This is a genomic window from Rathayibacter rhapontici (assembly GCF_001995175.1).
Classification (GTDB): domain Bacteria; phylum Actinomycetota; class Actinomycetes; order Actinomycetales; family Microbacteriaceae; genus Rathayibacter.
On record NZ_MUKN01000098.1, the window covers coordinates 1 to 7,115 of the forward strand.

The window sequence follows — 7,115 nt, forward strand, 5'->3', positions numbered from 1 at the left end:
GGTGCTCGGGGTGGAGGCGGCCGTCCGGACGGGGGTCGGGATGGTGCGGTACCTGGGGGCGGAGCGGCCCTCCGGGCTCGTGCTCGCGCGGCGGCCCGAGGTGGTCACCTCGGTCGGGCGCGTGCAGGCGTGGCTGGTCGGGTCGGGGACCAGCGCCGAGGACCGGTCCGATCGGGAGCGGCGCGTGCTGCTCGACCAGCTGCACTCGGGGGTGCCCGTCGTCCTCGACGCCGGAGCGCTCGACCTGGTCGACGAGGTCGCCGGACCGGTCATCGTCACCCCCCACTTCCGCGAGCTCGCCGGAATGCTCCAGCGGGCCGGAGTCGAGGTCGACGCTGCGGCGATCGCCGCCGACGCGGCGGGATGGGCGCGCCGCGCCGCCGAGCGGTTCGAGGTCTGCGTGCTGCTGAAGGGCGCCACGACGCGCGTGGTCGCGGGCGACGTCGCGCTCGAGGTCGGCGGGTCGACTCCGTGGCTCGCGACGGCCGGCAGCGGCGACGTCCTCGGCGGAGTCCTGGGAGCCCTGCTCGCGGGGCGCTCGGCCGACGCCGAGGCGAGAGGGACGGCGCTCAGCGATCTCGAGCTCGCCTCCACGGCGGCGGCCGCCGCCGTCCTGCACGCGCAGGCCGGTGCCAGGGCGTCCGGAGGAGGGCCGATCGCGGCCCTCGACATCGCCGAGCACCTCCCGCGCGTCGTCGCGAGCCTCCTGGAGTGATCCGCCGGGTCGTCCCGCGAGAAGGACAGCCGGGCAATGAGCCGGACGTCTGAACCGATCCCGGCGCCCCGTCGTTGTCCCGGGAGAAGCGCGCATCGCGGCTGCGTCACCGCAGCCCCACGGCCGCCTCATCGGAACCCCACAAGTCCCGCCCCTACGGTCGGGACCGACAGCCGCGTCCGCCCCCCACTCAGGAGAACAGACATGACCGCGAAGACCACGACTCCCGTCCGCTACGCCCTCACCCTCCTGGCCGGAGCGGGCACCCTCGCCGCCCTCGCCGCCTGCTCCAGCACGGCCACCGCCGGCACCGACTCCGCCGAGGAGACGACCGGCTCGAGCTCGGCCGCGGCCGAGCCCACCACCGCGTCGACCGAGGCCGCGACCGGCGACGTGGCGGCGGGCGACAGCGCCTACGCCGACGGCACCTACGACGCCGAGGGCGCCTACACCTCGCCCGGCGGCAACGAGACCGTCGGAGTCGAGCTGACGCTCGAGGGCGGCGTCGTCACGGCCGTCACCGTCACCCCGCAGTCCGAGAACCCCACCGGCGAGCAGTACCAGGAGCGCTTCGCGGGCGGCATCGCCGGCGAGGTCGTGGGCGTGCCGCTCGACGAGCTCGACGTGAGTGTCGTCTCGGGCTCCTCGCTCACCTCCGGCGGCTTCAACGACGCCGTGGAGACGATCAAGGCCGATGCCGCGGCCTGACGACCGGCACGTGCTCGAGCACGTCTGGCGGTTCGACGCGATCGGCACCGTCTGGCGGATCGACTCCGGCGACGCGCTCGACGCGGGTGTGCGCGCCCGCGTCGACGCGGTCGTCGACCGGTACGACCGCACCTGGTCGCGGTTCCGCGCCGACTCCGAGGCGGCGCGTCTGCGCACCGACCCGGGGGAGCACGTCTTCCCCGAGGAGGCGGAGGAGCTCTTCGCCCTCTACGACGACCTGCACGAGCTGACGGAGGGGGCGGTGACCCCCTTCGTGGGCGACGCCCTCGAGCAGCTGGGCTACGACGCCGACTACACGCTCGTGGCCCGCGGGCCCGCCGTCGCTGCGCCGTCCTGGCCCGCCGCCCGCGCGCTCGGCGGACGCCGCCTCGAGACCCCGGCTCCCGTCGTTCTCGACGTCGGAGCGGCGGGCAAGGGCCACCTCGTGGACCTCGTCCTGGCCGTGCTCGACTCCGCCGGCGTCGAGCACTCGGTCGTCGACGCCGGGGGCGACCTCCGCGCCCGAGCAGCCGGTCCGTTCCGCGTCGCGCTCGAGCACCCGTACGACCCGGCTCGCGCGATCGGCGTCGCCGTCCCGGGCGAGCGGGCCCTCTGCGCCTCCGCCAGCAACCGCCGCGCCTGGGGGGACGGCCTGCACCACGTGCTCGACGGTCGCACCGGCCGACCGGTCGACACCGTCGTCGCCACCTGGGCCGTCGCCGACTCCGCCCTGCTCGCCGACGGCCTCGCCACGGCGCTCTTCGTCGCCCCGCCCGAGACGCTCGCCGAGCGCTTCGACTTCGAGTTCGTCCGCGTCTTCAGCGACGGCACCCTCCATCACTCGCCCCGCTTCCCCGGAGAGGTCTTCCGATGATCGGCACCCTCGATCGCACCCTCGGGCGCATCACCATGTACCGCCTGGTCTGGAAGACGCTCGCCGCCCTCCTGCTCGTCGCGCTCGCCTACTCCGCGGCCGGGCTGATCTTCTTCACGCCGCTCGAGATCGCCGCGACCGCGGTGGTCGCCGTGGTCTCGACGACGGGCGCGACCTGGCTGATCGCCCGCGCGGTGCGCTCGCCGGCGCACCGCGAGTCCTCGCTGGTCACCGGCCTCCTCATCGCGTTCCTGCTCTTCCCGACCGCGGAGCCGCGGGCGCTGCTGGTCGTCGCGCTGGTGGGCGCGATCGCCGCGGCCTCGAAGTACGTCCTCGCCTGGCGCGGGCGCCACCTCTTCAATCCGGCCGCGGTGGCCGTCCTCCTCGTCGCGCTCGCGGCGGGACTGCTCGAGGGCACTCCGCTGGACGGCTCGCTCACCGCGGCGGCCTGGGTGCTGCCGACGGGCGCGCTCTGGCCCTGGGTGCTCGTGGCGGCGCTCGTGATCGTGGCGCGGGTGCGGCGCTGGGAGATCTTCCTCGTGTTCGTGCTGGTCGCCGGTGCCGTCTCGATCACGCAGTCGGTCCTCGGCGGACAGGAGCCGGGCGCGGCGGCGCTCTCCATCCTCACGGCCTACCCGTTCGTCTTCGCCGCGGCCTTCATGCTCACGGAGCCGTTGACGCTCGCTCCACGCCGCTCGCAGCAGCTCGTCGTCGCCGTCGTCGCTGCGCTGATCACGAGCGTCCCGTTCCACCTCGGGATCTTCTACTCGAGCCCCGAGCTCGGACTGGTCGTCGGCAACGCGCTCGCCTTCGCCTTCGCGTACCGCCAGCGCCGGCGGCTGCCGCTCGAGCTGCGCTCGGCCGAGACGATCGCGCCGGGCGTCACGGAGTACCGGTTCCGCTCGCGCACTCCGCTGCACTTCGAGGCCGGGCAGTGGCTCGAGCTGGATCTGCCGCACCGCTCCGACGCGCGGGGGAGCCGTCGCACCTTCTCGATCGCCTCCGCCCCCGGCGACGACGAGCTGGCGATCGCGATGCGGGTTCCCGAGAAGGCGAGCAGCTTCAAGCGCGCGCTCGCGGCGCTCGAGCCGGGCGCGTGGTCCGCGCCACGGGCGTCGGAGGCGACTTCGTGCTTCCGGCCGATCCGGCCGTCCCGATCCTCCTGGTCGCCGGCGGCATCGGGATCACCCCGTTCGCCGCGCAGCTCCGCGCTCTCGCCGCCGGTCCGGCCCGCGACGTCGTGGTCGTCTACGCGGCGCCGCGGATCGAGGACGTCGCCTACCGCGAGCTGCTCCGCGAGTCCGGCGCACGGGTCGTGCTGGTCGCGCCGACCGCTCCGGACGTGCTGCCGGAGGGCTGGACCCACGCGTCGGGACGTCTCACCGCCGAGTCCTTCGCGGCTCTGGTGCCCGACGCCCCGCGCCGCATCGGCTTCGTCTCGGGCTCGCCGGTGTTCGTGGACTCCGTCCGGGGTGCCCTGCGCGGCGCCGGCGCGAAGCGCATCCGCACCGACGCGTTCGCCGGGTACTGAGGATCGGCCCCCGGGCCGCACCTGCCAGGATGGCGTCCGACGCCCGCTCTATGATGACGCCGTGACGACCCCAGGACCCCGCGCGACCGCCCGTCCGACCGCCTGGCTGCGCGAGAACCGCGACTCCGCCACGGTGCTCTGGGGCGGCTTCGCACTCGTGCACGTCGTCCTCTCGGTGCTGGCGCTCTTCGCTCCGGGCCTGCCGATGGGAGACGTCAGCATCGTCTACAAGCAGTGGATGCAGACGGCCGTCGAGGGCGGAGGCATCGCCGGAGTCGACACCGGCTGGGTCTATCCGATCCTCGCCTGGGCGCCGATCGCGGCGTCCTGGCTGTTCGGCGCCGCCGGGTACGACCTGGTGTGGCTCGTGCTGGTGGCGCTGGCCGATGCGGCGGCCTTCGCCGTTCTCGTCCACGGCCGACGGCCCGCGCGGCTGGTCGCCGCCCGCTGGTGGCTCCTCTTCCTCGTGCTCCTGGGCCCGATCGCGGTCGGACGGATCGACGCGTTCACGGCGCCTCCCGCGATCGCCGGGATGCTGTGGGCCGCCACCCGGCCCGGAGTCTCCGCCCTGCTGCTCACGGCCGCCACCTGGGTGAAGGTCTGGCCGGCGGCGATCCTCGCGGCGGCCGTCCTCGTGCTGCGCGGTCGGGTGCGCCGGATCCTCGTGCCCGCCGCGGTGTCCGCGGTGATCGTCGCCGGGGTGGTCGTCGTGGGAGGAGGGGAGCACGTCTTCAGCTTCGTCTCCGACCAGACGACGCGTGGACTGCAGATCGAGGCGGTGGTGAGCACTCCGTGGATGTGGCTCTCGGTCGTCCCCGGTTCGGGGAGCTACGTCTGGTACGCGGCCGACATCAACACCTTCGAGATGCACGGACCGTTGACCGGCACCGCCGCCGATCTGATGACGCCGCTGCTCGCCGTGAGCATGCTGGCCGTCGCCCTGCTCGGGCTGCGTGCGCTGCGGGCGGGCGCCCCGGCCGAGCGCCTGTTCCCGCTGCTCGCGCTCGCCTTCGTCGTCGTGTTCATCGACGTCAACAAGGTGCTCTCGCCGCAGTACGTCGTCTGGCTCGCCCCGCCCGTCATCGCGGGTCTCGTCGTCGGCGTCGACGCGTTCAGGACGGGTGCCCGGCTGACGCTCGCGATCGCCGCGCTCACCCAGCTCGTCTACCCGTACCTGTACCTCTTCCTCCTCTACTCGCAGTGGTGGATGGTGCTCGTGCTCACCGTGCGAAACGTCCTCCTGCTGGTCCTGCTGGGCTGGGTCGTCCGCGAGCTGTGGCGCTCGGGCGCGCGCGTCGCCGAGGGCGCGATGACGGACGGCGTCGCTCGCCGGGCGGCCGTCGCGCGCTGAGGCCGCTCGGCTCGTAGGCTCGGGGACGAGCGGCCGATCCGCGGCCGCGCAGCAGGAGGTCCCCATGCTCGTCGCGTTCTCGGTCGCTCCCTCCGGTGGCGAAGGCCCCGACGCCTCCGTCCACGATGCGGTCGCCGCCGCGGTCCGCATCGTCCGCGACTCCGGACTGCCCAACCGGACGACCTCGATGTTCACCGAGATCGAGGGCGAGTGGGACGAGGTGTTCGACGTGATCAAGCGGGCGACGGAGGCGGTCGGTGCGCACGGCTCCCGCGTGTCGCTCGTCCTGAAGGCCGACATCCGTCCCGGGTACTCGGGCGAGATCGACGCCAAGATCGAACGGCTCGACCGCGCGCTCGGCGAGTGAGGGGCGCGGGAGGGCTCTCCCGCTCGAATCGTTTCGACCCGCTCCGGAATCCGCGTACCCTGGTCCGGTGACTCTCTCGCCCGGACGGACCCGCCTCGCCCTGCTCGCCCTCGCGATGGGCGGTTTCGGCATCGGCTCGACCGAGTTCGTCGCGATGGGCCTGCTCCCGCAGCTCGCGCCGACCTGCTCCCCGGCGTCTGGGCGGCGGACACCGAGCTGGCCAACTCGCAGGCCGGCATGCTCATCTCGGCGTACGCCCTCGGAGTGGTCGTCGGCGCCCCCACGATCGCCGCGGCGGCCGCCCGCTGGCCGCGCAAGCGCCTGCTCCTGGGCCTGCTGATCGCCTTCACGGTCGGCACCGTCGCGTCGGCCCTCCTGCCCACGTTCGAGCTCGTCCTCGTCGCCCGCTTCGTCGCCGCGCTGCCCCACGGCGCCTACTTCGGCATCGCGTCGCTCGTCGCCGCCGATCTGATGGGCCCCGGCAGCCGGGGGAAGGGCGTCGCCTTCGTCCTCTCGGGCCTCACCATCGCGAACGTCGTGGGGGTGCCGGCGATCACATGGATCGGGCAGAACGCCGGCTGGCGCACCGCCTACCTCGTCGTCGCCGCGATCTTCGCCGCCACGGTCGTGGCCGTTCACCTGCTCGTGCCGCACCAGCCGGGCGATCCCCGCGCGACGATGCGCAACGAGCTCAAGGCCTTCGGGCGACTGCAGGTCTGGTGGACGCTCGCGATCGGCGCGATCGGCTTCGGCGGGCTCTTCGCGATGTACAGCTACATCACTCCGCTCTCGACCGAGATCACCGGACTCCCGCTCGGCGCGGTGCCGTGGGTGCTCGTCGTGATCGGACTCGGCATGACCGTCGGCAATCTCGTCGGCGGCTGGGCGGCCGATCGGAACGTGACGCGCGCTCTGATCGTGTTGTTCGTCGGAGTGGCCGTCTCGCTCATCGGGCTGGCGCTGACGGCCACCACGGCGGTCGGCCTGCTCGTCTTCGGGTTCCTCGCCGCGGGCTTCTCGGCGGGCGCCTCGCCCGCGATCCAGACGCGGCTGATGGACGTCGCCCGCGACAGCCAGACGATCGCCGCGGCCCTGAACCACTCGGCGCTGAACATCGGCAACTCGGTCGGCGCCGCACTGGGCGGAGTCGCCATCGCGGCCGGCTTCGGCTACCTCTCGCCGATCTGGGTCGCGTCGTGCTCACCATCGCAGGCATCCTGCTCGCGATCGGCAGTCTCGCCCTCGACCGCGCGCGCGGCACCGTGCACACCGGCCCGCGCGAGCCTGCCGCCCCCGGCACCGGCAGCGTCCCGATCAACGCCCTGTAGGCGCCTCGTCGGTCCCGCCGCTGGACGGCCGACCTCGGAGGATGCGGGTCTCGATACGCCGCCCTGCGGCCGGCTACTCGACCAGCAGGGGAGAGGCGGCACTCGATCTGATCAGGACACTCTGCGGAACGCCGCACGTCGCGAACCCGACCGCTGCCCAGCCGTCGGGACCGCCGGTTACAGACGTTACGGCCGCCGACTGCGGCTCGGCCGACGGGGACCGCCGGGCAGGCGACACGCG

8 protein-coding genes and 1 pseudogene are annotated in these 7,115 nt (G+C 73.8%); 7 read left to right on the forward strand and 2 right to left on the reverse strand.

From position 1 onward, the window contains the following. Position 1 precedes the first annotated feature (1 nt). From B0T42_RS18365 to B0T42_RS18375, 3 genes are all read left to right on the forward strand, one after another. Positions 2 to 715: an ADP-dependent NAD(P)H-hydrate dehydratase gene (locus B0T42_RS18365; protein WP_236720409.1), complete on the forward strand. Its 714-nt coding sequence runs from the start codon at positions 2 to 4 to the stop codon at positions 713 to 715. 204 nt (positions 716 to 919) lie between these two features. Further along, positions 920 to 1,423, forward strand: coding sequence for an FMN-binding protein (locus B0T42_RS18370; protein ID WP_077224426.1), 504 nt, complete (start codon positions 920 to 922; stop codon positions 1,421 to 1,423). Then, the gene (locus B0T42_RS18375; RefSeq protein ID WP_077224427.1) at positions 1,410 to 2,297 is read left to right on the forward strand and encodes an FAD:protein FMN transferase; all 888 of its coding nucleotides are present in this window, start codon (positions 1,410 to 1,412) and stop codon (positions 2,295 to 2,297) included. The genes B0T42_RS18370 and B0T42_RS18375 overlap by 14 nt, the downstream gene beginning before the upstream one ends. Positions 2,298 to 2,385: 88 nt before the next feature. Here B0T42_RS18375 and B0T42_RS22850 read toward each other — a convergent pair whose 3' ends face one another. Further along, positions 2,386 to 2,871, reverse strand: coding sequence for a hypothetical protein (locus B0T42_RS22850; protein ID WP_158078185.1), 486 nt, complete (start codon positions 2,869 to 2,871; stop codon positions 2,386 to 2,388). 189 nt (positions 2,872 to 3,060) lie between these two features. After that, complete coding sequence (locus tag B0T42_RS22855; protein WP_158078186.1) at positions 3,061 to 3,363, reverse strand: hypothetical protein; 303 nt, start codon at positions 3,361 to 3,363, stop codon at positions 3,061 to 3,063. A 63-nt stretch (positions 3,364 to 3,426) separates the two neighbouring features. On the opposite strand from B0T42_RS22855, the gene B0T42_RS22860 reads away from it, so the two are divergent. The 4 genes and pseudogenes from B0T42_RS22860 (at position 3,427) to B0T42_RS18395 (ending at position 6,874) form a co-directional block, all read left to right on the forward strand. After that, positions 3,427 to 3,828 (forward strand): ferredoxin--NADP reductase, encoded by a 402-nt coding sequence (locus tag B0T42_RS22860; RefSeq protein WP_446737397.1) that lies wholly within the window; start codon positions 3,427 to 3,429, stop codon positions 3,826 to 3,828. Positions 3,829 to 3,889: 61 nt separating this feature from the next. Next, complete coding sequence (locus B0T42_RS22865; protein WP_077224429.1) at positions 3,890 to 5,179, forward strand: glycosyltransferase 87 family protein; 1,290 nt, start codon at positions 3,890 to 3,892, stop codon at positions 5,177 to 5,179. A gap of 64 nt (positions 5,180 to 5,243) precedes the next feature. Further along, positions 5,244 to 5,546: a thiamine-binding protein gene (locus B0T42_RS18390; RefSeq protein ID WP_056866754.1), complete on the forward strand. Its 303-nt coding sequence runs from the start codon at positions 5,244 to 5,246 to the stop codon at positions 5,544 to 5,546. A gap of 115 nt (positions 5,547 to 5,661) precedes the next feature. Further along, positions 5,662 to 6,874, forward strand: a pseudogene (locus B0T42_RS18395) (MFS transporter). Positions 6,875 to 7,115 lie beyond the last annotated feature (241 nt).

What these genes read in the sequence shown, in the direction of transcription:
- B0T42_RS18370 (WP_077224426.1), top strand. Translation starts at nt 920, where the DNA reads ATGACCGCGAAGACCACGACTCCCGTCCGCTACGCCCTCACCCTCCTG.
- B0T42_RS18375 (WP_077224427.1), top strand. Translation starts at nt 1,410, where the DNA reads ATGCCGCGGCCTGACGACCGGCACGTGCTCGAGCACGTCTGGCGGTTC.
- B0T42_RS18390 (WP_056866754.1), top strand. Translation starts at nt 5,244, where the DNA reads ATGCTCGTCGCGTTCTCGGTCGCTCCCTCCGGTGGCGAAGGCCCCGAC.